Here is a 24504-nt window from a genome sequence, read left to right as displayed (position 1 = left end):
AAAATAGATGGAGAAGGATTTTCAGGAATATGAACAACGAAACTGAGGTACAGGAGCAGGCTGGAGCCGCTCCGGTGGAAGAGACTGCGGCAGCCGTGGAAGTTGCTGCGCCAAGTGAAGTGGAGACGCTGAAGGCTGAGCGCGATGGTTTGGTGGACCGTCTGGCGCGCCTGCAGGCGGAGTTTGACAACTTCCGCAAGCGCGAGGCCAAGGAGCGTGTGGACTTCCGCGATTATGCCGTGGCCAATGCGGTGGAGCAGTTTCTGCCCGTGCTGGACAACTTCCAGCTCGCGCTGAAGTCGCAGGGAAGCGCCGAGCAGCTGCGCACCGGCGTGGAACTGATTCTGAAGCAGATGGAAGAGGCTCTGAAGACCCTGGGCGTGACCGCGGTGGAGACTGTAGGCGCACAGTTCGATCCGCATGTGCATGAGGCCCTGGGTTCGGTTGAAACCTCTGAGCATCCGGATCATCAGGTATTAGAGGAAGTGCGGCGCGGATACCGCATCAAGGACAAACTGCTGCGTCCGGCCATGGTGAAGATCGCCATCAACCACGCGCAGGTGAACGACTAAGGCATCAGTCAGCAGGAAGCAATACCCATGAGTGCGACGGCAAACGTGAAGATTGATTACTACGAAGTCCTGGAAGTTGAGCGGACAGTCTCCGATACGGAGCTGAAGGCAGCCTATCGCAAGATGGCGCTGAAGTATCACCCTGACCGCAACCCTGGTAATGCCGAGGCGGAAGAGCGCTTCAAGGCATGCAGCGAGGCCTACCAGGTGCTGAGCGATGCAAACAAGCGCGCCGCGTATGACCGTTTTGGCCATGCTGGCGTTGGCGGAGCGGGCGGTCCCGGCGGATTCAACGGCGGCAGTCCCTTCGGTGGCGACGCGCAAGACCTGGGCGACATCTTCGGTGACCTGTTCGGCGAGATGTTTGGCGGCGGGCGCGGCGGTGGCCGCGCGACGCGCGAGCAGCGTGGACGCGACCTTCGCTACGACCTGAAGCTCGAGTTCGAAGAGGCTGTCTTCGGCAAGGAGCAAGAGATCAAGATCCGCCGCATGGATCTTTGCGAGGACTGTCACGGCAGCGGCGCTGCCAAGGGCAAGCAGCCCATCACCTGCCCGCACTGCGGCGGCCGTGGACAGGTTCGCATGCAGCAGGGCTTCTTCTCCATTGCGCGCGCCTGCACCTCGTGCCAGGGCACGGGCACGCTGATCGTAGACCCATGCCCCACATGCAGGGGCGAAAGCCGTCTGCAGCGCGATCACACCATCCTGGTGAAGGTGCCGGCCGGTGTTGAAGACGGCACCCGCATTCGCTATGGCGGCGAAGGTGAGGCAGGGCGCTTCGGCGGCCCCTCGGGCGATCTCTACGTGGTGCTGACGGTCAAGGCGCACGCCTTCTTTGAGCGTGACGGTGACGACCTGCACTGCTCCATGCCGGTCTCGTTCCCGCAGGCATCGCTTGGAGCGGAGCTTGAGGTGCCTACGCTCGAAGGTCCGTCCACCATCAAGATTCCAGAAGGCACGCAGAGCGGCAAGGTGATCAAGCTGAAGGGCAAGGGCGTTCCGCACCTGAACTCCAGCGGCAAGGGCGATCTTCTGGTGGAGGTCCGCGTGCAGACGCCGACCAAGCTGACCAAGCAGCAGCGCGAGTTGCTGGAGCAGTTGAGCGAGACGATGGCCGTCGACAATGCACCGCATGAACGCGGCGGCATCTTCGGCAAGGTGAAGGACATCTTCAGCTAGGCATAAGGTTCAGGCTGCAAGCAACAAGGAAAGGCGCGGATGACTCCGCGCCTTTTTATTTCTGCCGATCATCGTTGGCTACAGTAGCGCACCGGCAATGGCCAGCGCGGCAATGGCGGCGGTCTCCGCGCGAAGGATGCGCGGGCCGATGGTCACCGGTGTCCAACTGTTCTGCGTGAACAGCGCCATCTCTTCCGGGGTCCATCCGCCTTCGGGGCCGATGGCCAGCGCGGTTGGTTCCTCTTTGCGGATGATGGAGGCAATCGTTGTCTCCTGCTCGGTCTCCGAGAGAAGAATTTTTGCAGTCGAAGTTTCCCCGGCAAGAGCCGCCTTCAGGGGCATGGGATCGACGATCTCCGGAACGGCAACACGGCGCGATTGTTTGCTGGCTTCGAGTGCAATGCGGCGCCAGCGCTCCACACGCTTTGCCGCAGCCTGCGTCAGATGTTTTTCGGTGCGGCGAGCCAGCACGGGAGTAATGCGCTCCACACCAAGCTCCGTTGCTTTCTCAATCGCCCATTCCATGCGGTCAAATTTGAAGACCGCCATCAGCAGGTGTACTGGCAGTGCGTGATCAATCTCCTGTTCTTCGTGCAGATCAAACTGCACTTCGTTCTCGTTCACGCTGGCCACGGTGGCGCGGTGCAGAAAGCCTCCGGCAACGACATCGAAGGTCTGTCCCACTTCAGCGCGCAGCACGCGTGCAAGGTGTTGTGCCTGCTCACCCAGCAGGGAAGCAGAGGTGCGTTCGTCATTCCATGTGTCGGCAATCCAGCGGCGGCGTGTCATCTCTTTCAGCTTAAACACTGCGGGGAGCGCTGTCGCGCTCCCCGTATGTGTTGCCTTGTTTGTTGCCTTTAGTTGGAAGCTGACGTCCGGCGTTCGTTCTTTGCCTTGCCGAGCTCGTCGCCCCTCTATTCTCCCTGTTGCAAACAGCAACGCTGAGTTGCAACTAGGGAATGTATAGAGTTCTGAAAAAAGAGTGTCAAGAGAAAAGTGAAGAAAGTTGTCATGCGCGATGAGAATTTGAGAACACGCACAAGCGTCAGCACTCGATGACATTCAACGCGAGACCCGCGAGCGAGGTCTCTTTGTAGCGCGATTGCATATCAAGTCCGGTCTGATACATCGTCTTGATGACCTGATCGAGCGTGACTTTATGTCCTTCTGTTTCATGCATCGCCATGCGTGATGCGTTCACTGCTTTCACGGCTCCCATTGCGTTGCGTTCAATGCATGGAATCTGCACGAGGCCGCCGATGGGATCGCAGGTCATGCCAAGGTTATGCTCCATGCCGATCTCGGCGGCGTGCTCCACTTCATCGTTGCTTCCATGCAGAGCGGCGACAAGTCCACCGGCAGCCATGCTGCACGCTACGCCGACTTCGCCCTGGCATCCAACCTCGGCGCCGGAGATGGATGCGTTCTCCTTGTACAACACGCCAATCGCAGCCGACGTCAGGAAGTAGCGAAGGATGCCTTCTACGTCCGCGCCCGGAATGAAGTTCAGGTAATAGTGCGCGACAGCAGGAATGATGCCGGCCGCGCCATTGGTTGGTGCCGTGACGACGCGTCCACCGGCGGCATTCTCTTCGTTCACCGCCATGGCGTAGATCGTTACCCAGTCCAGCGGAGCCAGCGGGTCAGCGCTGCCCTGCGTGCGTAAACGCGTTGCCAGGCGAGGAGCGCGGCGGCGTACATTCAGCCCTCCCGGAAGAATGCCTTCCGTGGCCATGCCCTTTTCGGTGCACTCCTGCATCACCTTCCAGATGGCGAGGATTCGTTCGCGCACCGTGGCTTCGTCGCCGGCCAGGGCAATCTCATTCGCCATGACTGCCTGCGCGATGGTGAGGCTGTGCTTCTTCGTGATCTCCAACAGCTCTGCAGCGGAGTGGAACGGATACGGAACATTGCGTGGTGCAACGGAGCTTTGCTTGCCGAATTCGTCGGCATTCACCACGAAGCCTCCGCCGATGGAGAACAGCGTCTCCATGTGCAGCGGATTGCCTTCGGCATCGAGTGCAGTGAAGCGCATGCCGTTGGGATGCGATGGTGTCTCCGGATCGGGATACATCTGGTCGCGGCGGAAGAGAAGCTCGACGCCTTCGCGCAGTGCGAGCGTTTGTTCACCCGCTAGCAGGATGTTTCCGTCTGTGTGCCACGAGGCAAGAATGCGGTCGATCGTCTGGGGCGTGACCTGGTCCGGAGCTTCGCCGGAGAGGCCAAGCACCACGGCTTTGTCGGTCGCGTGGCCATGTCCGGTCAGGGCAAGTGACCCGAACAGCTCCGCGCGAACCTGGGATGTCCTCTGCAGCACGCCAGACTGCCGCAGATGGAGTGTGAAGTTCAAAGCGGCACGCATCGGGCCAACCGTATGAGAGGAAGAAGGTCCGATGCCGATTTTGAAGAGTTCAAAGAGAGATGTATTCAAGGCCGTTCCATGGCCGGCTGTCACAAAGCAGAAAGGCAGAGCCGCCGGCTCTGCCTTTCAGACTACATGGAGCCGCCCGTTCTAGGGCTTTGTTCTTTTGCTCTTATGCTTTGGAGCAACGGGGGGAGAGGTGCGCGTCGAGGTCAAACGAATGGCTGTTGCTGCCGCGGTAATGCGGACCGCCGGCTTGCTGTCGACAAACAGGGGGACGAGGCTTTGCGCTATGTTGTCATCATGAAAGTCGCCCAGCATGCGGGCCGCCGTCTGGCGCACTTCAGCGTCCTTGTCCGTGAGCGCATCCACCAGCACCTTGCGGACATCGTCTGACTTGTCCTGCGCAATCAGTTCGGTGGCGATGACGCGCGGGCTGTCGCCGCCGGGCCGGTGCATGTAGTTGTAAGCGGCAAAACCGATGCCGAACGGCCCGAGGAAGAAGGGAGCAGTCATCTTTGCAATCTCGGTGGGAGAGTGCATGTCTCTGCTGGCCTGATGCATGGCGCCGCCCAGCATTCCGGCATCGCCCTTGCGCTCTCCGTCCACCACGGCAAACAGCACGTCTTTGCCGGAGTGGTCGCCCATGGTCCACAGTGTGCTGGCCGCCGCGAAAGCGATCTGCGGCTTCTCGTCATCCAGCAGCTTGCGCAGCGTGGGGACAAACATCTGATTCCTGGTCTGGCCCATGGAGGCAATCGCTGCCATGCGCACGTCGATGTCGGAGCTGCCGACGGCTTCCATCAGCATGTTCTGTGCCTTGGGCTCAGCTCCAAGGTCACCCAGCGCGGAGACAACCATGATCAAGGTCTCCGTCTTTTTGTCGGAGGCATCCTTCTCCAGGATGTTCCAGGCATCGCTGTTGATTTGTGTGGAGCTTGCCTTGGGAGCGTCCATGGCTGCTGCTGCCTCCTCCGCACGGTTCAGCGGTTCCGCGGGGGCAACGGCATTCAGGCAGAGGAAGAGGGCAATCAACCCGCCGGCCCACGCAAGCATATGCAGGGAACGGCGAAGTGGGGTCGTGTAGGCCTTCATGGTGTTGTGCTTTCCGGCGTTTGCAGCATGAGATTCCTGCAACGCTCTTCTGCAAGATTGGATGCTATAGTCGGAACAATTTACTGCCTCACTGGAAACACCAGGCCAACATGCTCTTTAAGACCCGCAGTGCAGCTGTTTACGGCATCGACGCGCACCTGATTGATGTTGAAGTCGACTTTTCCACAGTGCAGCAGCAGCAGGAAAGCTTCTCGACCGTCGGTCTTCCGGACGCCGCCGTGAAAGAGAGCCGTGATCGCGTGCGCAGCGCCATTCGCAACTCCGGCTTTGACATGCCGCCGGTCCGCATCACCATCAACCTGGCTCCGGCCGATATCCGTAAGGAGGGCTCGGGCTTCGATCTTCCGATCGCTCTCGGCATTCTTGGCGCGTACGGCGCGTTGCAGGCCACGGACCTTACAGAGTTTCTCTTCCTGGGAGAACTTGGACTGGATGGCACCGTGCGCGCGGTGCAGGGCATGTTGCCCGTCGCTGTCGCTGCGCGTCAGAAGGGCATCAAGCGGATGGTGGTCCCCGCGGTGAACGCGCGCGAGGCTGCCGTCGTCGATGGCGTGAAGGTGTATCCCGTGCGCAGTCTTCTGGAGGCACGGGAACTGATCAACGCTCTTGCAACGGGGCAGGAAAGTCTTACTCCGATTCAACTGGATAAAAGCACGCTTCTGGAGGAGATCCAGGAATCTCTCCCGGACTTCTCCGATGTGCGTGGGCAGCACACGGCCAAGCGCGCCCTGGAGGTTGCCGCTGCCGGCGGACACAACGTGCTTATGATCGGTCCGCCGGGAAGCGGCAAGACCATGCTGGCCAAGCGCTTTCCGTCGATCCTTGCACCGCTGAGCTTTGAAGAAGCGCTGGAGACGACCAAGATCCATTCGGTGGCCGGTGTATTGAATGCTGAGACCGGGCTGGTGACACACCGCCCCTTCCGGTCGCCGCACCACACGGTCAGCGATGCCGGACTGATCGGCGGTGGAGCCGTGCCGCGGCCGGGAGAGGTCTCGCTGGCGCACAACGGGGTGCTGTTTCTGGACGAGCTGCCGGAGTTTCCCCGCAACGTTCTGGAGGTGATGCGGCAACCTTTGGAAGATGGTGTTGTTACCATCTCGCGCGCTTCCATGAGTCTGAGCTTTCCGGCGCGGTTCATGCTGATTGCCGCCATGAACCCATGCCCCTGCGGCTACTTCAATGACAAAAGCCGCGAGTGCATGTGTACGCCGCCCATGATTCAGCGGTATGTTTCCAAGGTCTCCGGACCTCTGCTGGACCGGATCGACATCCACATCGAGGTGCCCGCCGTGCAGTATAAGGAGCTGCGCTCGGGCGCGGCGGCGGAGGGCTCGCGCGAGATACGTGCCAGGGTTCTTGATGCCCGGCGGCGGCAGCATGACCGCTTTGCCTTGTCGCCTGAAGGCGCCCGTCGCAGCCAGCGCGTATTTGCCAACGCGCAGATGTCGACGCAGCAGATCCGGCTGCACTGCGAGCTGGCCTCCGATGCGGAACGGTTGCTGGAGCGCGCCATGCAGCAGCAGGGGCTCAGCGCCCGGGCGCATGACCGGATTTTGAAGGTAGCTCGTACCATTGCAGACCTGGCCGGAGAAGCGCAGATTAATGTTCGCCACATTGCAGAAGCGATTCAATATCGGACGCTGGATCGCCAATATTGGTCTTGAAAATGCACCAATCCTGTTGCAGCGTTGCGGTAAATGATTGATTACGAAGGGGAACGATGTGATCCCATTTTTGGGATACTTGAACGGCCGGAAATTCCGAAAAAAGTATTGACCTTGCCCCGGCTCAGGCGTTACCTTCTGGAAGGTCGCGGTTGATAGCCGGTTTGGACGGTAGCGGCGGCCAGCATGTTGGGGTGAGTGCCAGGTACCCCGGACAAACAATTTGGAAGGGGCACTAGACCCCGATGGCGTCTGTTCCATTTGGAGGTCCCGACTGGGGATCTGTCAGGGACGCCGGCTCCACAAATCAAATTATGTGGATGTAGACAGAGAGCGCAGGTTTGCGTGCCCGAAATGGACAAAAGATAGGTGCATCCTGAAGTCCCGGCGCATCGTCTATTGAAACAGAAACACGATTTGCAGCTAACGAAGTCTGCGGTCGACAGCAGCGCCGGGTGAGGACTGTACCCCGGTCGGTAGAGAGAGGAATCGCTTATGCGCTCAGACCTTATTTTTGGAGCACTTACGCACGTCAAGAACCGTTATGAGCTTTGTCAGCTCGCCTCGAAGGCGACGCGCAAGCTCCACAAGCCCAACACCCGTGTGCAGGACACCACGAACGACGTCCTGGGCCGTTTTCGCGTAGAGTCGCCGGTCGGCGCTGAACTGGCCAGCCCGGTTCGCTCCAATCGCGTGCAGAATCGCCGCGCGGCCTAAACAGGCCCGCGGCTTTGCCGCATCTCCGGCAGATGTTATAAGTGCCTTAGCAAGACCTCTTCCGCAGCATCCCCTTCAGCAAACCGCAGTCCGTAGTTCCGCAGTGAGCTTTTCCCGCCCGCAGCAAGATTCCCCAATTCAGAAAAAAAGGCAACAATGACAATTTCAGAACTCAAAGAAATGAACATCCAGGAACTGGGCAAGCTTGCACGCAGCCTAGAAATTCCTGGAACCAGCGGCCTGCGCAAGCAGGACCTGATCTTCAAAATTCTGCAGGCCCAGAGCGAAAAAGAAGGCCATATCTTCGCTGAAGGCGTGCTTGAAATTCTGCCCGATGGTTATGGATTCCTCCGCTCGCCGGATTACAACTACCTGCCCGGCCCGGATGACATCTACGTTTCTCCTTCCCAGATCCGCAAGTTCGATCTCAAGACCGGCGATACCATCAGCGGCAACGTTCGCCCGCCGCATGAGGGCGAGAAGTACTTTGCCCTGGTCAAGATTGAGGCCATCAACTTCGAGTCTCCGGAAGAGACCCGTTCGAAGATCCTGTTCGACAACCTGACGCCGCTCTATCCGCAGGAACGCCTGAAGATGGAGACGGTGCGCGACAACATCAGCGGCCGCGTGATGGACCTGCTGACGCCGATGGGCAAGGGCCAGCGTGGCCTGATCGTGGCTCCTCCGCGTACCGGTAAGACCATGCTGCTGCAGTCGATTGCGAACTCCATCACCTCGAACCACCCGGAAGTTGTGCTGATCGTTCTGCTGATCGACGAGCGCCCGGAAGAAGTGACGGACATGCAGCGTTCGGTGAAGGGCGAGGTCATCTCCTCCACCTTCGACGAGCCGGCGGCACGTCACGTTCAGGTAGCCGAGATGGTCATCGAGAAGGCCAAACGCCTGGTCGAGCACAAGCGTGATGTCGTTATCCTGCTGGACTCGATCACCCGTCTGGCGCGCGCCTACAACACTATCGTTCCTCCCTCGGGCAAGGTGCTCTCAGGCGGTGTGGATTCGAACGCCCTGCAGCGCCCCAAGCGCTTCTTCGGCGCGGCCCGCAACATTGAAGAGGGCGGCAGCCTGACGATCATCGCCACCGCTCTGGTCGACACCGGATCGCGTATGGACGAGGTCATCTTCGAAGAGTTCAAGGGTACCGGCAACTCGGAAGTCATCCTGGAGCGCAAGCTGGTCGACAAGCGTGTCTTCCCGGCGATCGACATCCAGCGTTCGGGTACGCGTAAGGAAGAGCTGCTCATCGCGAAGGAAGACCTGCAGCGCATCTGGATCCTTCGCAAGGTCCTGAACCCGCTGAGCCCGGTGGAAGCGATGGAGCTTCTGACGGACAAGCTGGGCAAGACGCGCAACAACAGCGAGTTCCTGCACAACATGAACTCGCTCTAGGCAACAGATTTCGCGGTTCTGGCGCGGAGCAATCCGCGCGCGGTCCAGGTGGTCTGGTTCTCAGCAACAGAACGCGAACGACGAAAGGCGCAGCCCCAGGGCTGCGCCTTTTGCTTTGGATGAAGCGGTTAGCATCCCACCTATCCCCGCATGGATGGGCGGGAAATACAGATCTCTCCGCTCCGTGCTGCGGACTTCGGTCGAGATGACAAATTTTGTAGGGGGCGTTAGTCGTCGAGTTTGATAAAGCCCAGCGGCTTCTGGTCGCCGATGGCGTGGTAGAAGCTCCAGATCACCAGAGCGGCGACGGCGGCTACGCCGGTGTACATGGGCGGAGCGAGCCAGTTGTTAGGATCAACTGTCCAGGGCAGCTGCTCCAGCATCTTCGAGACGAAGACGAAGACCGCGGCGGCCAGTGCGCCAACGCGTGAGATAAGGTAGGCAAGCAGAGCGGCCCAGACGGCTTCGACCAGAAGGCTGGCCCATTCGCCATGGGCAGAGACATGCGCCAGCAGCAGGATGAAGGCAAGGATACCGGCGGTCAGGTAGGTCCGCTTCAGCACGGCCCGCAGAGCGACGAAGACCGGGATGGCGAGCACGGTGTTCACGATGACCGTACCTGCCAGGATGAGGACGGTGTTCAGCCAGGGGATCGGCCCGCCGAGCAGCAGCGGTTCGACCTCCCACAGCTCGACCGAAGGGATCAACGGCTTCAGGAGCGCGGTCAGGGCGAACTCCACGCCAGCGCAGGCGGCGGCCAGGCTGACGCCCAGAAGGATGTCACGTGTGACCGTCAGCGAGGTGAACTGGCGCTTCAGAATGAGCGCGGCGCTGATCAGCAGACGGGGGACACGGCGGCGGGCGAATGGCTCCATGGCCACATAGCCAAGCCATGCAATGCCTGCGGTCAACAGGCCGTAGGAGATCTTGGTCAGCAGCCAGGAGAAGGTGGCATCCGGGCTGCCGGTCGGCTTGAAGCCGCAGAAGGCGGCCACGACAAAGAGGAGGAAGACGCCGGAGGCCAGCGTGTAGGCCCCGCGCATATCGCCGCGCCGCATGGCTACATTGCGCCGCACCAGGGGGATGGCTGTACCGAAGAAGGCCAGGTAGAGGAAGATCTGGCTCCAGGTGGCGGCGATCAGGCCCTTTGCCACCGCGAGAGGCTGGTTCCACGGCGGCATGACACGCAGGTAAGTGAATTTGCCGTACCAGGAACTGGCGGTGAAGCTGATGGGCGTATCGGGGTGGCCGGGGTAGGTGCCGGCCCACTCTTTCTGCTCATTCATGGCGACCGGCGGGGTGATGGTCGGCGTGACTTCGTGCATCAGCTTCGGGTCGAGCCCGGCGGCGGCAAAAGCGGCGTTCCAGTCAGTGGGTCTGGCCTGGTGCTGCGCGTTCAGCTCTTCCTGGTCAGGCATGTTGACCAGGCGGATCAGGCGCCCGTTGGAGTCCACGTCGATGGAGACCATGCCGGGCCGATTGGCCGCAGGGTCAGTCTGCGTGGGCAGGTTGCGCGGGCTCAGCTGGATGGGCAGCAAGGAGTTGCTGTAGGTACGATAGGTCAGCAGCAGCGGACCTTCGCTGGCGGAGGCAATCTTCCTGGGGTCGTTCTTCCAGTAGTCGGCGATGCTGCCGTTCTGCTGCAGCCAGGCGGCGGTGTTGGTGGCGCGGTCCGGAATGTGCAGCTCGCGCAGAAGTTCCTGCGAGCGGTGCAGCATCTCGTCATAGGACAAGGCAGGCGGAGCGACGCCCAGCGTGGTGGCCTTCGGGGCAAACAGGAAGCAGCTTGCCAGGCCCAGAAGAGTGATCCCGATCAGCGCCCAGGCATTGCGCAGCGGCAACTCGGTCTCATTGGCGGAGGCGGTGAGCTGGTCGACCGTGATGGTCTCGCCCTGCGCCATGGCGTGTGCCACCATGTCGACCGCCGGAAACTCCTGCATCATAAAAGCGGCGGAGACGGGCCGGTCGGTGACGGTGGTCGCCAGGCACTGCATGATGACGCGCTCGACGTCGGCAGGAACCTTGGGCGCATAGCGCTTCAGGGGCGTCGGAGGGGTCTGCTGGCGTTCCTTCGGGTTCTTGGTGTTCCAGGGCAGACGGCCGGCAAACAGCTCGTACAGCACGATGCCCAGGGCGAAAAGGTCGGAGCGGCCAGAGGCTTGTCCTCCGGTGAACAGTTCCGGGGCCATGTAGCCTGGAGTTCCAGCAACCTCGCTCAGGCGTCCATCCCCGGCGACGGTGGCCAGGCCAAAGTCGGTGATCTTGGCATGGCCGCGGCCATCCACCATGATGTTGGCGGGCTTCAGATCGCGGTGGAGCACCCCTTTGGAGTGCGCGGCGGCGAGACCAGCGGTGATCTGCGCGGCCATCTCCAGCGCCTTCTGCGTAGGCAGGCGGCCAAAGCGCTTCAACAGGGCGGAGAGGTTCTCCCCGTCCACGTACTCCATTGTCAGGAAATGGATGGAGTGTCCGTTCGGGTTGGGAATCTCAACGATGTCATGCACGCGGCAGACGTTACCGTGGGTAACCTCGCGCGCCGTGCGGACCTCGGAGAAGAAACGCGCCAGCCATGCCGGGTCGTTCGACATGGCGGGGGGCAGGAACTTCAGAGCAACGGTCTGGCCCAGCTTCAGGTCTTCGGCGCGATAGACGCGTCCCATGCCGCCGCGGCCAAGCGGCGAGACGACGCGGTAGCGGCCGACCAGCAGTGTTCCGGGGACCAGTTCCTGCTCTTCAAGCGAGGTCTGCCCGGAGGGCGTTGAGCCGGCGCTGTGACCGGAGGGCTTGTTGGTGCTGACCGGCGTGCCGCTGCTGTTGTGCGTGATGGGCAGGTCGCTTGGAGTGGGTGTCTCCCCGGTGGCGGACGAAGTGGGCGTGGGAGTCGGTGTCGGCGGAACAATGACGCCCGGCAAACTGCTGATAGGTGTTGGCGTGGGCAACGCAGGCGTCGGTGTGGCGTCGCCGGTGACAAGGGTCTCTTCCGCCCAGATGCCGGTGTCCATCTCGTCGGAGGGTGTGAGGTATTGGCTGGGGACGGAGAGAAGCGTGGCCTCGTCTGCCGACGAGCTGCTGTCACTGGAAACCGGTGTTGGCGTGGCCCCATTGGCGCTGGACCCGTACTCCGCTACGGCAATGGCCGTGCGATAGACGGGTTCGGACTTGCAGACAGGGCAAGGTCCGGGTGTGTCCGGCAACTCAGCGGTGCAGACAATACAGGTGCGCATGAGGCAGAGGAGACAAAATAAAACAAACTAAGGGATACGCGAATGGTATCTCAGCCGACAGAAGAGGGGAAGCGCTGTTAAATGCAAGAGGCCCGGCATGGTGCTCCGGGCATCTCGGGAAGGATTGCTGAAAATCTATTTCAGCTCCAGAAGAACGCCTGTAGCCTTTGGAATAACGATCGATCCGTTGCGGCTGATGAGCTTTCCGGCAGCTTCGCGGCCGCTCAGCAGATGGGCCTCGCGTGCATCGATGGCCGGGGCCGTGAGCAGATGGCGAACGGTGAATGCGGGAAGCTCCACCGTGATCTCCTGTGCGAGGTCCTTGTTCAGGATGGCGACGATGGTCTTGCCGCTGGTTTCCTTTGCGGCGTAGGCCACGGCATTTACGCCGCCGGCATTGAACTCCACTGGAATCATGGTGGTGCCCGCGAACGAGGCGGCAAACTTCATGCCATAGCCCACCGGCTCCAGCAGGTACTTGCTGTTCAGCTTGCCGTTGACGCCGCTGCCGGCCAGTGTGCCTTCGTTGGCGATTGGTGTGTAGAAGGGCTTGGGGTGCGGTGCGTTGGGGTCCTTCATGTCTGCTTCGCCCACGAAGGTGCCGCCGACGGAAACCGCCTGCGCGTGGCCGCTGCCGCCGTGCAGGTTGACGCCGCTGTAGCCGTTGGCCATCAGGTGGAAGAGGTAATCAGCACCCCATAACGCTGAGGCGAAGACATCGCTCAAGCCATACTTGCCTCCGCGGTAAACAGTGTTGCCCTCGGTCATGCGATAGGCGGTGTGCATCTTCTCCGCGGCTGCCTTGGTGAGTGTGGCTTGCTTTGCCGCTGCGGCGCTGGGCTGCATCAGGCGCTCGATGGTGGCGTTGGGGCTGCTGGGCGGACCACCCCAGTAATGGTGATGGCTCAGCGTGGTGACGTTGGGCTTATCGGGGACAGCGTCCCACAGCTCTGCGATGCGGGTGAGCCAGGTGGTGTCCGAGGCGACGTCGGGCATGCCGAACTTCGCCTTGGGAAGAGCTTTCTGCACGGCGTGGGCGATCTTCAGCCACTCGGCGAGGTAAGCGTCGGCGTTCCATTCGGACTTCTCGCGCAGACGGTACTGCGGGAAGTTATCGACCTCGTTGCCGATCTGGAAGTATTCCAGGCGCGGTCCCAGGGTTTCGTAGACGAACTTCGCCTCGGGCAGATCCGTCTCCGGTGTGCCGTAGCCAAGATTCAGGCCGTAGATGCAGGTCCAGCCGGTGGCGCGCAGAAAGCTGTCCAACTCGCGGATAGTCTCCGGTGAGATGGCGTAGAGATAGTCAGCCGGCTTGCTGCCATCTTGCAGAACGATGTTGCGGACGGGAGGTTTGTCGGTGGGCCTGGCCTGCCACCAGTTGAACTCGCTGGTATTGCCGCCCAGGCGCAGAACGCCGCGCGGCGACAGCAGGCGGAACTGCTCCACCAGGCCCTTGTTCTTCGCGGAGAAGAAGGTGGGATCCTCTAACTGCATGTTCTCGTAGGAAAGGCCGATGAACTCCGGCGAGATCTTCGGGCCGGTGCCGGTGCCGAGGCTCAGTTTCGCGGTAGCAACCTGTGCGGAGAGAAAAGAGGGAAGCATCGCGGATCCCGCAAGCAGGGATCCGGTGCGCAGAAACTCGCGTCGGCCGGAGGAGAAGTGTCGCATGAGACGGGATGGTAGAGCATCCCGGCAACGGTTGTCGACATTAGTTCGGAGTTCGTCAGAATCCCCGGGCGATCAATCCAGCCTCGGTCAGCGAGCCTTCGGCAGCCAGCGACTGCAGACGCATCTGCTCGGCGTAGCGGGCCAGAACATCAGTTTCGAGGTTCACCTCGGAGCCAACCGTGAGCGTGCGCAGATTGGTGGCGGCATAGGTGTGCGGAATGATGGCGATGGTGACGACATCGAACTCCAGCCCGGCCACGGTGAGCGAGATGCCGTTGATGGTGATGGAGCCTTTCTCCACGATGAAGCGCGTAAGCGCGACCGGTACGCGGATACGCAGACGCCAGTCGGAATGCTCCGGGGTCTCAGGGTGCAGCGGGCTTAATTCAACGATGGTTCCAGTGGCGTCCACGTGTCCCTGCACGATGTGTCCGCCGAGCGGAGTGCCCGCAGGCGTGGGCAGCTCAAGGTTCACTGCGGTGCCCGAGGTGAGGCGCGAGAGTGAGGTCCGTGCGATGGTCTCGGCGGCAAGATCGGCGGAGAAACTGCTCTCGGTGATGTCGAGCGCGGTAAGGCACACACCAGAGACAGAGACGCTGTCGCCTTCCTTCAGCCGCGCGGTCAGCGATGCGGGCGCGTCCAGCACGATGCGCGTTGCTCCGTCAGTCGGGGTGAGGGAACGGATGGAGCCGGTGGTCTCGATCAGGCCAGTGAACATGGTTTTATTTTAGTGCGGGCGGCTGTTTCTTCGCGTTTTGTCATCCCGACCGGAGCGACGCGAAGCGGAGGGACCTGGAATGCAGGTTTCTCCGCTGCGCAGGACGATAAAGCCGTCCTGCGCCGGTCGAAATGTCAAAGATGAGGGGACAGAATGAAGGCCTTCAGGCCCAGGGATCGCGCAGGTATCCGGTCACCAGCGTGTCGGAGCCAAACTCTGTCTTCGCAAGCCCGCTCAATTTTTGCTCCAGAACATACGGCGAAGGGCCGCCTTCGGCGAAGGGAACAGAGCCCGCACCAAGCTCCGCCTCGGCATAGAAAAGAGCCAGAGCATCGACCGCTCCACTTGTCAGCAGCGAGGCATTCAGGCGGCTGCCACCTTCGCATAGCACAGAGGTAATTTGCCGCTCGGCAAGGCATCGCATAACGGTGGTGAGATCAACGTGGTTGTGCTGCGCGGGAAGACGAACGACATCGGCACCATGCTCGCGCAGCTTATCTTCGTGCTGCACAGGAGCCGTTTCGCCACAGAGAATAAGCAGGTCGTCCTGCGCAGATTCCACCAGCTTGCTGGTCAACGGCAGGCGAAGGTGGGAGTCGAGTACAACGCGCAACAAGGGGCGGCGTCTCGGGAGCCCGCTGCGGTCGGTCAGTTGGGGATTATCTGCCAGTACCGTGCCGACGCCGGTGAGGATGGCATCGGCGGCATGGCGTATCTGTTGCACGTGAGCGCGTGCGGAAGGGCCGGTGAGCCAGTGCGGCTCCTGCGTGTGGCGCGTTGCGGGTGGAGGCGCGAGGTAGCCATCGACGGAGAGCGCCGCTTTCAGCACAACGTACGGCGAGCCGGTGACGATCCATTTGGCGAAGGCATCGTTCAGGCGGCGGGCTTCCTGCTGCAGAACGCCGACGGTCACGGCGATACCCGCCTTGGTAAGCTTTGCCAGACCCTGTCCGGCGACCTGCGGGTTGGGGTCGACGGTAGCCGCCACGACGCGCGCAAGCTTCGCATGCACCAGTGCGTCGGCGCATGGGCCGGTGCGTCCGGTGTGGCTGCAGGGCTCCAGCGTGACGTAGGCGGTGGCGCCTTCGGCCTCGCTACCGGCTTCCTTCAGGGCGACGATCTCCGCGTGGTCGCGGTGGTCATAGATGTGGAAGCCACGACCGATGACGCGGCCATCCTTCACCAGCACACAGCCCACGGTGGGGTTGGGCGAAACAAGACCGACACCCTCACGCGCCAGCGCGATGGCCTGCTGCATGTACTGAAGGTCGCCGGTCTGTTTCATCAAGGCCCGCCTAGTTGAAAAGTCCTTCGACGAAGGCGGCTGAATCGAACTGGAGCAGGTCTTCCATCTTTTCTCCGATACCGCAGAAGACGACCGGCAGCTTCAATTCATGCGCGATGGCGACGACGATGCCGCCCTTGGCGGTGCCGTCCAGCTTGGTGAGCACGATGCCGGTGACGCCGGCGCTCTCGGTGAAGAGTCGTGCCTGCTGCAGGCCGTTCTGCCCGGTTGTGGCGTCGATGACCAGGAAGACCTGGTGCGGTGCTCCGGGGACAAATTTCTGCGCGATGCGGCGCATCTTGTCGAGTTCGGCCATCAGGCCGGTCTTGGTATGCAGGCGCCCGGCGGTATCGACCAGGACGACCTGGGTCTCGCGCTTCTTCGCGGCTTCAAGAGCGTCAAACAGCGCGGCGGAAGGATCACCACCCTGGCGCGTCTTGATGATGGGAACGCCGGAGCGTTGCGACCAGACCTCAAGCTGCTCAATGGCGGCCGCGCGGAAGGTGTCGGCAGCGCACAGCAGGGCAGAGCGGTTCTGCGACTGGAAGAATGCGGCCAGCTTGCCGGAGGTGGTGGTCTTGCCGGTGCCGTTCACGCCGACCATCAGGATGACCTCGGGCGGCGTTGCCGGTGGATGCACGGGGCGCTGCACGCTATCGAGGATGGAACGAATCTCCTGCTTCAGCAGGTCTTTCAGTTGGGAGCCGGAGTCAATGCTCTCGCGCCGGGCGCGCTCGCGCAGGCGGCTGATGATCTCGTTGGTGGTGGCGAGGCCGATGTCGGCGGTGAGCAGGATCGCTTCCAGGTCTTCGAGATCGCTCTCGTTGACCGAGCGTGTGAAGGACAGCGCCTGGTCCAGCTGCGAGGTCAGGTTGTCACGCGTGCGCGTGACCGCCTGCTTCATGCGGCTGAAGAAGCCGCTCTTTACTTCAAGTGCTTCCTCTTCCTGTTCCGGTTTACGGGGCTCGTTGTCATTCAGCGAGCCGAAGAGTGTTTGAATAGCCATCGCTTATTAGTGTATCGCCGTGCGCGACAACGCAATCTGCAGCGGAGCGGAGGGATCTGCTTTTCTCTTATTCGGTCCGCAGCGAACGCGTCATCAGCGCGTGGATGGCGTCCATGGGAGCCTTTCCTTCGTGAAGGACAGCGTCCATCTGCTGGGTGATGGGCATCTCCACGCCGTGACGGCGCGCCAGTCCCAGGGCGGCGGAGGTGGAACGAACGCCCTCGGCCACCTTGCCGTCCAGCGAGGCGATGATCTCCGGCAGCTTGCGGCCCTTGCCCAGCTCCATGCCGACAGTGCGGTTCCTGGAGAGGGAACCGGTGCAGGTGAGCACCAGGTCGCCCAGGCCGGAAAGGCCTGCCAGCGTTTCGGGCTTGCCGCCGCAGGCCACGGCCAGACGCGTGATCTCGGCGATGCCGCGGGTCATCAGGGCGGCGGCGACGTTGTGTCCCAGGCCAAGTCCGGCGACGACGCCGGCGGCCAGTGCAATGACGTTCTTCAGCGCTCCGCCCAGTTCCACGCCGACGATGTCTTCGTTGGCGTAGGTGCGGAAAGTGGAAGAGGAGAAATCCTCCTGCAGGCGCTTGGCCAGTGCATGGTCTTTGGCCGCGATAGTGACAACCGTGGGCATGGCCTCGGCGACCTCCTGCGCGAAGGACGGGCCGGAGAGAGCGGCGACCTTGGCGGGGGTCAATTCCTCAATCACCTGGCTCATGCGCAGGAAGGTGCCTTGCTCAATGCCCTTGGTGGCGGAGACGATCGCGTGCTGTGGCGTGATGAGCGAGGCCGCGTTGACGAAGGTGGCGCGCAGGTGCTCCGACGGCACGACGCAGAGCAAGACCTCGGCAGAGGGAACGGCTTCTTCCAGCGATGATGTGATGGCCAGATCCGCAGGCAGGGAGAAGCCGGGAAGGAAGCGTTTGTTCTGGCGCGTGGAGCGCATGGTGACGGCTTCGTCTTCCGAGTGGGCCCACAGCGTGAGCTCATGGCCGCCACGGCGCGCCAGCGTCAGCATCAGAGCGGTGCCCCAGGCGCCAGCCCCCAGTACAGCGATCCGGCTCATGCCTGTGCCGCCTTCTTCTTGGAGCCGAAGCGGTTCTCCTTGCCCTGCAGCAGGCGCTGAATATTGGAGTGGTGCTTGAAGATGATGATGGCGGGGATGACCACGTAGCTGGCCGCAACGATGGCGCTGACATTGCCGTGCGAGATCAGGAAGGCGGCTACCGGGAAGGCCGCTGCCGCCAGGATGCTGGCCATCGAGACATACTTCCAAAGGGCAAAGACCACGATGAAGATGGCGAGGCAGCAGAGCGTCGCAAGCGGCGAGATGGCAAGGAAGACACCGAGACCGGTGGCCACCCCTTTGCCTCCGCGGAAGCCAAGCCAGACGGGGAAGATGTGGCCGATGATGGCCATGGCCGCGGCTGCCGCTGCCATGTCCTCGGCACTCAGGCCGTGCGCGCCGGCGATGTAACGCGCAATCAGAACGGCGGCGACGCCTTTCAGCAGGTCCAGCAGAAGCGTGGCGATGGCCAGGCCTTTTTTGCCGCTGCGGGCCACGTTGGTAGCTCCGGTGTTGCCGCTGCCGGTGGCGCGGATGTCCTGCTTGAGGAACAGGCGGACAAGGATATAGCCAAAGGGAATGGATCCCAGAAGGTAGGCAAGGACGAGCGTAAGCAGCCAGGGGTTCATTGCGTCAGATGCAAGTGTAGCAATCTCGTTTGATTACTGGACGCCGCGGCTGCGATCGAAGTCGTCGAGAATTTCTTGCTCGACAGCGGTGATCGGTGCGCCTTCAAACAGGAGGGCCTGCCGTTTGCGCCATGACTCGTCGAAACCATCTTCCCAGGGAAAGACATTGTTCAGATCCGGGCAGATGCACTGATAAGCAGGGAACGCGATCTCCTCATCATAGAACCACATGGAAGAGAGCATCATCCGCTCGATAAACGTCGGACTCATCAGCCGAAAGACAACATCCATGCCGCCGCCGAGAAAATCCTGATAGCGCGTGTTCTGCTGAGGAATAAAGCCGTCTTCGTAACGTCTACCGAGCTCATTGATCACGAACTGTGCGAGATCCATAGGGAAACCGGAGACGATGATCTCGGGCTGGCCGTAGGTGTCGTACAGGCCGATTGAGTAGCTGAAGTCCAGAAATGCATCGTCTTCGTTTGAAAAAACATGTGTGATCGAAAGGCCGTATTTCTCGATGCTCGAGAGAATGTCGAGAAAGTAGTCGTCCTCGCCTTTGCCGCCAATGTTTTCCTGGGAGCGATGGTAAGCGAGTCGGTCTGTAAACCTATTGGCCACTACATCAGTTTTCTGCGCAGCATATCCAGCGCGTGCTGGGTGGTCCACCAGCGGATGCGTTCCCGGTCGCCGCTCAGGCTCAGCTTCTTGACGGCGGTGCCCTGGGCATCGGCCAGTGCCACGTAGACCAGGCCGACAGGCTTTTCTTCGGTTCCGCCGCCGGGGCCAGCGATGCCGGTGATGCCGATGGCGAGGTCAGCGCCTGTTTTACGGCGGATACCTTCAGCGAGCGCGCGCGCCACCTGCTCACTGACCGCGCCATACTGCCGGATCAGAAGCGGTGGGACCTCCGCAAAGGTCGATTTCAAGTCATCGGAGTAAGCCACCGCTCCGCCCACAAAGCTGCGTGAGGAGTTTGGCAGTGAGGTGATCCGCTGGGCCAGCCATCCCCCTGTGCAGCTTTCGGCCGTGGCCAGGCGTACGCCCTTCAGTTGCAGCAGAAGCTGCACGACCTCTTCCAGCGATTCGCCATGCGCGGAGAAGACGTCGTCGGCCATCTCCTGCTCGCAGCGGCTGGCCACTTCGTTGACGCGTGCCTGTGCCTGCTCCATGGAGCTGTTGGCGCACTGGAAGTGCAGCTGGATCTCTCCGTTGTGGGCGAGGATGGTCGTTTCCACATCCTCGTAGGTCTTGTAGATAGGCGCCGTGCGGGCGTCGACGGTCGACTCCGGCACCAGGGCGATGCGCAGCATGCGCTTGGCGATGAAGCGCGGCGGCAGAATGGCGTGCAGGCGCGGCCGTACCTCGGTGTCGTAGAGCGGTTTCAGTTCTTTTGGAGGCCCGGGCAGCAGGACGATGAGCTTGCGATGATCGCCGTAGACCGTGTCCAGAAACTGCCCGGCGGCGGAACCATGTGCGTTGGGCAGAACCACCGCGCCGTCAATCACGTCCGCCTGCTTGGCGTTGTTTGGCGACATGGTCATATTGCGCTTCGCAAAGCGTGCATGCAGGCCGGCCAGTAGCTCGTTGCTGCGCTTGAGGTTCAGCTTCAGCACACTCGCGACAGCCTCGCGGGTCAGGTCGTCTTCGGTCGGTCCCAGGCCGCCGGAGAGGATGACGATATCCACGCGGGACAGGGCTGTATCGATGGCTCCCGTCAGGTGGGCAAAGTTATCGCCGACGATGGTTTTGAAGTCGACCGTAACGCCCAGCGAGTTCAGCCGGTCCGTCAGGTAGAGCGAGTTGGTGTCCTGGCGGTGCGGCGTCAGCATCTCTGAGCCGATCGCGATGATCTCAGCGTTCATGAATTCGTAGATGCGACCAACCGTCCTTCTATGCCAAGTTCCACGTGGTACAGCGCATTGTTGGTGGCAATGGCGGCGCAACCGTCTTCCAGGAAGCAGAAGCCCACAATCGAGCTGCCGGAGACCACCAGCGATGCTTCGCGCCGGGGCGTGATCCTCACGATGCCACGCTGACCGTTCAGCGATGCCGCCACGTACAGATTGCCATCCGTATCAAAAGCCGAGCCCTGTGGGCGTCCCAGGCCGGTGTAGAAGGTCTCCACCTCACCGTGCCGGTTGATCGCGTAGACGTGGTCGCGGCTGGAGGTTGTGGGGCCGGTGACAAACAGCGTGCCGTGGTCGTCGAAGGTCAGGTGATACGCGGCGACGCTTGGTTCCAGCGTGGCATAAACGAAGATCTGACGTTCGCGATCAATCTTGAAGATGGTGCCGCTGCGGTCGCCGACGAACAGGTTCCCGTCCTCATCAAAGGCGATGCCGGTGGCCACGCCCATGCCCTCGGCGTAGATGGTCATCGCGCCGGCGGGAGAGATGCGGTAGACGATGCCTTCGGCGCGCGAGCTGGAATACAGGTAGCCGTCCTTGCCGAAAGCCAGGCCGGTGGCGTTCATCAGGTCGCGGACAAAGGGCCGTACCTGGAAGTCGCGGTCGATGCGGAAGATGGAGACAGGGGTCTGTTGATTGCGCTGGCCGGAGAGCGTGGCGTAGACGTTGCCTTCGGCATCGACGGCAGGGTTGGCCACCGGATGCAGGTTGTCCGTCATGGGAACAGCGACGCGTACAGGCAGGGGGTTGCTGGAGCTTCCGTGTGACCGCACGACCAGGTCCCCGGTGATGGTGCCTTCCGGGACGCGGACCGAGATCCGCGATTCACGTGAAAGAGCCAGCCGCGCCGGAACATCGCCGATCATCACCGTCGGCAGGTCGCCCTCATGCACGCCCAGCCCACTGCCGTGTACCTCAAACTCACCATGGGGCAGCGCCGCCAGCGGCGTTACGGAATCAAGACGCGGGTCTTCTAGGTTGGAGCCAAAACGAAAGGCAGCGGCCATGGCTTAAGCCTAACGCAGCCAGCAGCTTCGCGCCTGATTTCTGCGGAGAGGCATGCGTGCGGTCAAAAATTGGGAAATGCGAAGTGAGCGATCACCACGAAGCAGATCAGGGCATAGACACCGGCCATCAGGTCGTCGCACATGATGCCTGCGCCTTCTGGCAGGCGTTCCAACTGGCGCACCGGCGGGGGCTTCAGGATGTCGAAGATGCGAAAGAGCACCAGCGCCAGCACGTAGTGCTTCCACACGGGGGCGGCGAACAGCAGGGCCACCCAGACGCCGGCAGCCTCGTCGACGACGACGATCTGGGGGTCTTTTTTGCCGCTCTCACGGGCCACGCGGGTGGCCGCCGGAATGCCGACGACGGTGGCGAGGATGGCCAGTCCCAGCGTCAGAAAGCTGAGAGCGGGCCGGCCAAGGTCCAGGCCATAGGCAAGCAGGCGCCAGATCAGAACGGCTGCGATGGAGCCGTAGGTACCAGGGCCGGGCTTCAGAAGGCCGGATCCGAAGAAGGTGCCGATTACCCAGGCCCAGGTGGTCCTGTGCGGTTTGGCGGCGGAGCTAATCGTCATCGTTATCCTGCTGCGGACGCCGGTTATGCTCCGCAAGTCCTTCTAATACTTCAGGATCCAGGATAGGAGAGGAAATTTTGTAATCGCCCGAGGCCCATTTGCCGAGGTCAATCCGGCGGCAGCGGTCGCTGCAAAAAGGGAAGTCCTCGGTCTTTTCAAGCACCAAAGTGCGGCAGGTTGGGCAGCGTAAAGCCTTGTTCGAAGCCATCGGTTTCCTTTTCCAACTTACACCGTTTGCGCTTTTCGGTGGTGGATCGTGAAAAACCCGCAAAAACCCCAGAAAAATAGCAACGCCGGGATACTTGGCAACGTCTCATCACCGGGCGTAAGATTTCACGCCGGAAGTAAAGAAGTGTGCAGTTGTGCAGTACCGCAGTGTGCAGTACGTAGTTGTTGGAAACAGAAAGGTAGCACCCGATGAAGAACACAAATCGTTTTGTTATGTCGCTCGTTGCAGCGACCCTCCTTGCCAGCTCCCCGGTTATGACGCTGGCCCAGCAGAATCAGTCCTCCGATAACACCGCTCAGTACAACGGTCCGTTTGTGGGCACTCCCGAACAGGAGCAGGCCTACAAGGACGGTATGGAAGCGGCCAAGCTGGACACGCTGGCCAAGCGCAAGATCGACGCCACCGAGTCGCACCTGTACAAGAACCCGCCTTCCAGCGTGAAGAAGGACAAGCGTGATTCCTATCGCTCCGCCTTCACCGCCGGATACAACAAGGCTCTTGATAAGGCAAAGGCGAACGGCGGTTTCTAAGCCAAGGCAAGGAAGCAGCAAAAGAAAAGGCCCCCATCGCGGGGCCTTTTCCTTTTGTCTGAAATGCGCTGGGTTACTCGATGATCTGCGCCACCACGTCGTAGTCGTGCGACTCGGTAATCTCCGCGCGATAGAAGGTGCCGGGAACCAGCGTCTCGTGCGGTCCGAAGTCGTTGATCAGTACCTTGCCGTCGATCTCCGGTGCATGCAGCATGGTGCGCGCGTCCCACAGCAGTGGCGTCTCTTCGTTCTCGCCTTCCACCAGAATCTCAACCTCGCGACCGACCCAGGCTTTCTTTGCCTTGGTGCTGATCTTCTGCTGCGTCTTCATCAGCTTGCGGCGGCGGGCTTCGATGGTGCGCGATGGCACCTTCTCGCCCAGGTCGAAGGCTTTGGCGCCTTCTTCGTCCGAGTAGGAGAAGACACCCAGCCAGTCGATCTGTGCCCTCTGGATGAACTGGACCAGTTCCTCGAACTCGGCCTCGGTCTCGCCGGGGAAGCCGACGATGAAGCTGGTGCGCAGTACGATGCCGGGGACGATGGCACGTGCGCGTTCGATCATCTTCAGGAAGATCTCGCCTGATCCGCCACGCTTCATGCGCTTCAGCGCCGAGGGAGCGGCGTGCTGCAGCGGAACGTCGAGGTACTTGGAGATGTTGTCATGCTTCGCAATGGTCTCCAGCAGCTTCGGAGTCACCTTGTTGGGGTAGGCGTAGAGGAAGCGCAGCCACTTGACGCCGGGCACCTGCGCGAGCGCATCCAGCAGGTCGGCGAGGCCATCCTTCAGGCCCAGGTCTTCGCCGTAGCAGGTGGTGTCCTGGCCGATGAGCGTGATCTCGCGCACGCCCTGCTTCACCAGCGACTCCGCCTCGGCAACGATGGACGACATGCGGCGCGAGCGGAACTTGCCGCGAAGCTGCGGGATGATGCAGAAGGTGCAGGGATGATCGCAGCCTTCGGCAATCTTGATGTAGGCCGAGGCCTTGGGCGTCGTCAGGATGCGCGGCGTCTCGTCCGAGTAGAGATACTCGGGCAGAGAAGCCGAGGCGCCTTCCCATGCGGCGCGGCTGAAGCGGCCCTGCTCTTCGCGCAGGTCGCCTTCGGGACGCGAATGCTTTTTGACGGCCGACGGAGCGCGGTCAATCAGTTCTGCCTCGGAGGTTGCGGGTGAGGCGTTCAGGATGGTGAAGGGCGAGTTCGCGGCCTGCGTGGGAGCCATGCCGGCCGCGGCCAGAACGGCGTCCAGCTCGCCGGTACCGATGACGGCATCGACTTCGGGGATGTTCTTCCGGATCTCGTCGCGGTAGCGTTCCACCAGGCAACCGGCGACGATCAGCTTCTGCGCGCGGCCGGTGGTTTTGTGCTGCGCCATCTCCAGGATGGCGTTGACGGACTCCTGCTTGGCCGAGTCGATGAAGCTGCAGGTGTTCACAACGATGATGTCGGCATCTTCGGCGTGCGGCGTCAGCTCCGCGCCTGCGTGGTGAAGAAGGCCCATCATCACCTCGGAGTCAACGAGGTTCTTGGGGCAGCCGAGAGAGACGAATCCGATGCGGGTTTTTTGCGTTGCGACGTCGTCTGCCGGGGTGCTCACAGCAGCGGAATCGCCAGATTTTACAAGGGTAGACACCTATGTATTCTACCGC

At 61.5% G+C, this 24504-nt stretch carries 22 protein-coding genes; 6 read left to right on the top strand and 16 right to left on the bottom strand.

Annotation, left to right across the window (positions count from 1 at the left end):
• Nucleotides 1–29: 29 nt before the first annotated feature.
• Entirely contained in the window at nucleotides 30–572 is a 543-nt protein-coding gene (gene grpE, locus OHL13_RS08760) for a nucleotide exchange factor GrpE (RefSeq protein WP_263409750.1), read from the top strand.
• A 27-nt stretch (nucleotides 573–599) separates the two neighbouring features.
• Entirely contained in the window at nucleotides 600–1751 is a 1152-nt protein-coding gene (dnaJ, locus tag OHL13_RS08755; RefSeq protein WP_263409749.1) for a molecular chaperone DnaJ, read from the top strand.
• A 78-nt stretch (nucleotides 1752–1829) separates the two neighbouring features.
• On the opposite strand, the gene OHL13_RS08750 is transcribed toward dnaJ, so the two are convergent.
• The 3 genes from OHL13_RS08750 to OHL13_RS08740 form a co-directional block, all read right to left on the bottom strand.
• On the bottom strand, nucleotides 1830–2540 hold the full coding sequence (locus OHL13_RS08750; protein ID WP_263409748.1) for an RsmE family RNA methyltransferase: 711 nt from the start codon (nucleotides 2538–2540) through the stop codon (nucleotides 1830–1832).
• Nucleotides 2541–2796: 256 nt separating this feature from the next.
• Nucleotides 2797–4182: an L-serine ammonia-lyase gene (locus tag OHL13_RS08745; RefSeq protein ID WP_263409747.1), complete on the bottom strand. Its 1386-nt coding sequence runs from the start codon at nucleotides 4180–4182 to the stop codon at nucleotides 2797–2799.
• An 81-nt stretch (nucleotides 4183–4263) separates the two neighbouring features.
• Complete coding sequence (locus tag OHL13_RS08740; RefSeq protein ID WP_263409746.1) at nucleotides 4264–5208, bottom strand: HEAT repeat domain-containing protein; 945 nt, start codon at nucleotides 5206–5208, stop codon at nucleotides 4264–4266.
• A gap of 110 nt (nucleotides 5209–5318) precedes the next feature.
• Between OHL13_RS08740 and OHL13_RS08735 the strand changes: the two genes are divergently transcribed.
• From OHL13_RS08735 to rho, 3 genes are all read left to right on the top strand, one after another.
• Entirely contained in the window at nucleotides 5319–6896 is a 1578-nt protein-coding gene (locus tag OHL13_RS08735) for a YifB family Mg chelatase-like AAA ATPase (protein WP_263409745.1), read from the top strand.
• A 495-nt stretch (nucleotides 6897–7391) separates the two neighbouring features.
• Nucleotides 7392–7613, top strand: a complete 222-nt coding sequence (locus OHL13_RS08730) for a DNA-directed RNA polymerase subunit omega (protein ID WP_263409744.1) — start codon at nucleotides 7392–7394, stop codon at nucleotides 7611–7613.
• Between the two features lie 156 nt (nucleotides 7614–7769).
• A complete protein-coding gene (rho, locus tag OHL13_RS08725; RefSeq protein ID WP_263409743.1) occupies nucleotides 7770–9020 on the top strand; it encodes a transcription termination factor Rho in 1251 nt (416 codons plus the stop codon).
• Between the two features lie 227 nt (nucleotides 9021–9247).
• Here the strand turns inward: rho and OHL13_RS08720 are convergent, their stop codons facing one another.
• From OHL13_RS08720 to OHL13_RS08665, 12 genes are all read right to left on the bottom strand, one after another.
• A complete protein-coding gene (locus tag OHL13_RS08720; protein WP_263409742.1) occupies nucleotides 9248–12244 on the bottom strand; it encodes a serine/threonine-protein kinase in 2997 nt (998 codons plus the stop codon).
• Nucleotides 12245–12379: 135 nt separating this feature from the next.
• A complete protein-coding gene (locus OHL13_RS08715; protein ID WP_263409741.1) occupies nucleotides 12380–13846 on the bottom strand; it encodes a hypothetical protein in 1467 nt (488 codons plus the stop codon).
• A 121-nt stretch (nucleotides 13847–13967) separates the two neighbouring features.
• Nucleotides 13968–14630, bottom strand: a complete 663-nt coding sequence (locus OHL13_RS08710) for a riboflavin synthase (RefSeq protein WP_263409740.1) — start codon at nucleotides 14628–14630, stop codon at nucleotides 13968–13970.
• A gap of 163 nt (nucleotides 14631–14793) precedes the next feature.
• Entirely contained in the window at nucleotides 14794–15915 is a 1122-nt protein-coding gene (ribD, locus tag OHL13_RS08705) for a bifunctional diaminohydroxyphosphoribosylaminopyrimidine deaminase/5-amino-6-(5-phosphoribosylamino)uracil reductase RibD (RefSeq protein WP_263409739.1), read from the bottom strand.
• Nucleotides 15916–15925: 10 nt separating this feature from the next.
• Nucleotides 15926–16921 (bottom strand): signal recognition particle-docking protein FtsY, encoded by a 996-nt coding sequence (gene ftsY / locus OHL13_RS08700; RefSeq protein ID WP_263409738.1) that lies wholly within the window; start codon nucleotides 16919–16921, stop codon nucleotides 15926–15928.
• Nucleotides 16922–16988: 67 nt separating this feature from the next.
• On the bottom strand, nucleotides 16989–17981 hold the full coding sequence (locus OHL13_RS08695) for an NAD(P)H-dependent glycerol-3-phosphate dehydrogenase (RefSeq protein WP_263409737.1): 993 nt from the start codon (nucleotides 17979–17981) through the stop codon (nucleotides 16989–16991).
• Entirely contained in the window at nucleotides 17978–18610 is a 633-nt protein-coding gene (gene plsY / locus OHL13_RS08690) for a glycerol-3-phosphate 1-O-acyltransferase PlsY (protein ID WP_263409736.1), read from the bottom strand. The genes OHL13_RS08695 and plsY overlap by 4 nt, the downstream gene beginning before the upstream one ends.
• A 33-nt stretch (nucleotides 18611–18643) precedes the next feature.
• Complete coding sequence (locus tag OHL13_RS08685; RefSeq protein WP_263409735.1) at nucleotides 18644–19231, bottom strand: DUF4262 domain-containing protein; 588 nt, start codon at nucleotides 19229–19231, stop codon at nucleotides 18644–18646.
• Nucleotides 19231–20475, bottom strand: coding sequence for a competence/damage-inducible protein A (locus OHL13_RS08680; protein ID WP_263409734.1), 1245 nt, complete (start codon nucleotides 20473–20475; stop codon nucleotides 19231–19233). The genes OHL13_RS08685 and OHL13_RS08680 overlap by 1 nt, the downstream gene beginning before the upstream one ends.
• Nucleotides 20472–21527, bottom strand: a complete 1056-nt coding sequence (locus OHL13_RS08675; protein WP_263409733.1) for a gluconolaconase — start codon at nucleotides 21525–21527, stop codon at nucleotides 20472–20474. The genes OHL13_RS08680 and OHL13_RS08675 overlap by 4 nt, the downstream gene beginning before the upstream one ends.
• Before the next feature lie 62 nt (nucleotides 21528–21589).
• On the bottom strand, nucleotides 21590–22099 hold the full coding sequence (locus tag OHL13_RS08670) for a phosphatidylglycerophosphatase A family protein (RefSeq protein ID WP_263409732.1): 510 nt from the start codon (nucleotides 22097–22099) through the stop codon (nucleotides 21590–21592).
• Nucleotides 22089–22307 carry a DNA gyrase inhibitor YacG gene (locus tag OHL13_RS08665; RefSeq protein WP_263409731.1) on the bottom strand — a complete coding sequence of 73 codons (219 nt, stop codon included), beginning with the start codon at nucleotides 22305–22307 and terminating at the stop codon, nucleotides 22089–22091. Before OHL13_RS08665 ends, OHL13_RS08670 begins: the two co-directional genes overlap by 11 nt.
• A gap of 209 nt (nucleotides 22308–22516) precedes the next feature.
• Here OHL13_RS08665 and OHL13_RS08660 point away from each other — a divergent pair, with 209 nt between their 5' ends.
• Nucleotides 22517–22858: a hypothetical protein gene (locus tag OHL13_RS08660; RefSeq protein WP_263409730.1), complete on the top strand. Its 342-nt coding sequence runs from the start codon at nucleotides 22517–22519 to the stop codon at nucleotides 22856–22858.
• 73 nt (nucleotides 22859–22931) lie between these two features.
• On the opposite strand, the gene rimO is transcribed toward OHL13_RS08660, so the two are convergent.
• Nucleotides 22932–24488, bottom strand: coding sequence for a 30S ribosomal protein S12 methylthiotransferase RimO (rimO, locus tag OHL13_RS08655; protein ID WP_399255482.1), 1557 nt, complete (start codon nucleotides 24486–24488; stop codon nucleotides 22932–22934).
• Nucleotides 24489–24504 lie beyond the last annotated feature (16 nt).

Origin of the sequence: Terriglobus tenax (genome assembly GCF_025685395.1) — a bacterium.
Lineage (GTDB): Bacteria > Acidobacteriota > Terriglobia > Terriglobales > Acidobacteriaceae > Terriglobus > Terriglobus tenax.
The sequence above is the reverse complement of the archived record's forward strand: the minus strand, read 5'-3'. Positions and strand labels throughout refer to the sequence as shown.

Coding starts and splice junctions, on each gene's coding strand:
- grpE (WP_263409750.1), top strand. CDS start 30: ATGAACAACGAAACTGAGGTACAGGAGCAGGCTGGAGCCGCTCCGGTG.
- dnaJ (WP_263409749.1), top strand. CDS start 600: ATGAGTGCGACGGCAAACGTGAAGATTGATTACTACGAAGTCCTGGAA.
- OHL13_RS08750 (WP_263409748.1), bottom strand. CDS start 2,540: ATGACACGCCGCCGCTGGATTGCCGACACATGGAATGACGAACGCACC.
- OHL13_RS08740 (WP_263409746.1), bottom strand. CDS start 5,208: ATGAAGGCCTACACGACCCCACTTCGCCGTTCCCTGCATATGCTTGCG.
- OHL13_RS08735 (WP_263409745.1), top strand. CDS start 5,319: ATGCTCTTTAAGACCCGCAGTGCAGCTGTTTACGGCATCGACGCGCAC.
- OHL13_RS08730 (WP_263409744.1), top strand. CDS start 7,392: ATGCGCTCAGACCTTATTTTTGGAGCACTTACGCACGTCAAGAACCGT.
- rho (WP_263409743.1), top strand. CDS start 7,770: ATGACAATTTCAGAACTCAAAGAAATGAACATCCAGGAACTGGGCAAG.
- OHL13_RS08720 (WP_263409742.1), bottom strand. CDS start 12,244: ATGCGCACCTGTATTGTCTGCACCGCTGAGTTGCCGGACACACCCGGA.
- OHL13_RS08715 (WP_263409741.1), bottom strand. CDS start 13,846: ATGCTTCCCTCTTTTCTCTCCGCACAGGTTGCTACCGCGAAACTGAGC.
- OHL13_RS08710 (WP_263409740.1), bottom strand. CDS start 14,630: ATGTTCACTGGCCTGATCGAGACCACCGGCTCCATCCGTTCCCTCACC.
- ribD (WP_263409739.1), bottom strand. CDS start 15,915: ATGAAACAGACCGGCGACCTTCAGTACATGCAGCAGGCCATCGCGCTG.
- ftsY (WP_263409738.1), bottom strand. CDS start 16,921: ATGGCTATTCAAACACTCTTCGGCTCGCTGAATGACAACGAGCCCCGT.
- OHL13_RS08695 (WP_263409737.1), bottom strand. CDS start 17,981: ATGAGCCGGATCGCTGTACTGGGGGCTGGCGCCTGGGGCACCGCTCTG.
- plsY (WP_263409736.1), bottom strand. CDS start 18,610: ATGAACCCCTGGCTGCTTACGCTCGTCCTTGCCTACCTTCTGGGATCC.
- OHL13_RS08680 (WP_263409734.1), bottom strand. CDS start 20,475: ATGAACGCTGAGATCATCGCGATCGGCTCAGAGATGCTGACGCCGCAC.
- OHL13_RS08675 (WP_263409733.1), bottom strand. CDS start 21,527: ATGGCCGCTGCCTTTCGTTTTGGCTCCAACCTAGAAGACCCGCGTCTT.
- OHL13_RS08670 (WP_263409732.1), bottom strand. CDS start 22,099: ATGACGATTAGCTCCGCCGCCAAACCGCACAGGACCACCTGGGCCTGG.
- OHL13_RS08665 (WP_263409731.1), bottom strand. CDS start 22,307: ATGGCTTCGAACAAGGCTTTACGCTGCCCAACCTGCCGCACTTTGGTG.
- OHL13_RS08660 (WP_263409730.1), top strand. CDS start 22,517: ATGAAGAACACAAATCGTTTTGTTATGTCGCTCGTTGCAGCGACCCTC.